Origin of the sequence: Enterobacter sp. CM29 (genome assembly GCF_013179605.1) — a bacterium.
GTDB classification, from domain to species: domain Bacteria; phylum Pseudomonadota; class Gammaproteobacteria; order Enterobacterales; family Enterobacteriaceae; genus Enterobacter; species Enterobacter intestinihominis.
In genome coordinates, this window is the sequence record NZ_JABMCU010000323.1 from 1 (window position 1) to 2,170 (window position 2,170).

The following is a 2,170-nucleotide window of genomic DNA, read 5'->3' on the forward strand; positions in this document are numbered from 1 at the left end:
CCCGGAAAGGTGTGCCGCCGTTTCATTGCTGCCGACAGCGTAGATATAGCGGCCCATCACCGTTTTCTTCAGGATCCACATGGCGATCAGTGCCACGATGACCAGGTAGAACACCGGATAAGGCAGAACGTCGAACAGGCGACCCTGTGCTAGCAGCTTGAACTGCGGGTAGTCAGAAAAATAAATCGCGCGGCCATCGGTCATCACCATATTGATGCCGCGTACCGACATCATTAAGCCGAGGGTGGCAATAAACGGTGGTATGGTCATTTTGGTGACCAGAAACGCGTTCACATAGCCGCAAAGTCCGCCTGCGAGCACGCCTGCCAGAATACAGACCGGCAACGGCATACCAAACCCGGCGGCGATGCCCACCGCAACCCCTGAGAACGCCACCACCGATCCAAGCGACAGGTCGATCCCGGCGGTAATAATCACAAAGGTCACGCCAATGGCCATGATGCCAATCACCGCCGTTTGCAGGGCGATAGTCATGATATTTTCAGTATTAAAGAAGAACGGTGAGCTGAAGCTGAAAAACAGAACCAGCAATACCAGGCTAAAAAGAGGCGCCAGACGCATCAGGAGCGCTTTATTTATTTTCATCGTATGACTTCCGCTTTGCGGCGATGGAACGGTAACGGACATGATTAATCCTCCAGCGTGGCGTATTGCATGATTTTTTCCTGGGTGGCGTGCTCAGCCGCTATTTCGCCGGCAATGCGGCCGCTGCGCATCACGAGTATGCGGTCGCACATTCCTAATACTTCCGGCAGTTCGGATGAAATCATGATGATCGATTTACCTTTAGCGACAAGGCGATTCATTAATTCGTAGATTTCCAGCTTGGCGCCAACGTCAATTCCCCGGGTTGGCTCATCAAAAATTAAAATATCGGTGTCTTTGCAGACCCAGCGGGCAATAATAATCTTCTGTTGATTACCGCCGCTTAAATTCAGTGCCGCCTGTTCCAGATGTGGCGTTTTTATTCGCAGCGTATCCACCAGTTTCTGGCTGGACTCCCGGCAGCGTTTTTCATCAACATTACCCGCGGCGCCAGCGTAGTCCGGGTAATTGCCGAGCATAATGTTCATCTCAACAGAAAGGCCGAGGGCGAGTCCCTCTTTTTTGCGGTCTTCTGTTAAATAGCTGATGCCTTTCTCAATGGCGTCAGCCACGTCTTTAATACGTGTGGGGGTGCCGTTCAGCGTCAGGGTGCCAGCGTCGATCGCATCGGCGCCAAACAGGGCCCGGCCCAGTTCAGTTCGGCCTGCGCCCATTAAGCCAGCGAGACCGAGGATCTCACCGCGCCAGAGGGTAAAGTTGATGTCATGCAGTACACCATTACGCGTCAGGCCGTTCACCTCCAGCACTTTTTCTCTGCGCTGATGCGGCGGGCGTTTTGGGTAGATGTTATCGAGATTGCGGCCAACCATCATGGCGATAAGCTCGCCGATCTGAACCGTTTCATAATCTACGGTGGCGATGTATTGTCCGTCGCGCATGACGGTCGCGCGATCGGCGATCAGCGCCAGCTCTTCCAGACGGTGCGAGATGTAGACAATCCCCGTGCCCTGAGCCTTGAGCATCCGCGTGACGTCAAACAAACTCTCGATTTCACTTTCGGTCAGCGCGGCGGTGGGTTCATCCATGATTAGCACTTTGGCATTGACCGAAATCGCTTTGGCAATTTCCACCATCTGCTGCTGGGCTACGGTTAATTCACTGACGCGGGCGTCCGGGGCGATTTTTAAATTCAGCGTGTGCAGTATTTTCTCAACCGCCTGTCGCTGGGCGCGTTTATCTAACTGCCAGCGACTATTTTTGCAGAATTCACGGCCAATAAAAATATTCTCTTCCACGGTTAAATCGGGGAAGAGATTAAATTCCTGATGGATAATCGTAATACCTGCATGCTGAGCACTTAGCGGATCGCTGAATGATACGGATTGCCCTTCAAAGCGAATTTCACCGGCATCAGGTTGGTAAACACCGGATAAAATTTTCATCAGCGTCGATTTGCCGGCACCGTTTTCACCTAAGAGGGCATGAACTTCGCCGCAGCGTAAATCGAAATCAACCTGATTCAGCGCCAGCACGCCGGGAAAGCGTTTGGTAATGCACGTCATCTGAATAAGAGTCTCTGACATTGCAAAATTCCTGTGTTGGA

General features: G+C 52.3%; 2 protein-coding genes. Both read right to left on the bottom strand.

What is annotated here, in order from left to right:
* Window positions 1–648, bottom strand: a 648-nt coding sequence (locus HP459_RS22570) for an ABC transporter permease (protein ID WP_171936889.1), incomplete at its 3' end; no start/stop codon positions are given.
* A gap of 2 nt (window positions 649–650) precedes the next feature.
* Window positions 651–2,150 (bottom strand): sugar ABC transporter ATP-binding protein, encoded by a 1,500-nt coding sequence (locus tag HP459_RS22575; protein WP_023299446.1) that lies wholly within the window; start codon window positions 2,148–2,150, stop codon window positions 651–653.
* Window positions 2,151–2,170 lie beyond the last annotated feature (20 nt).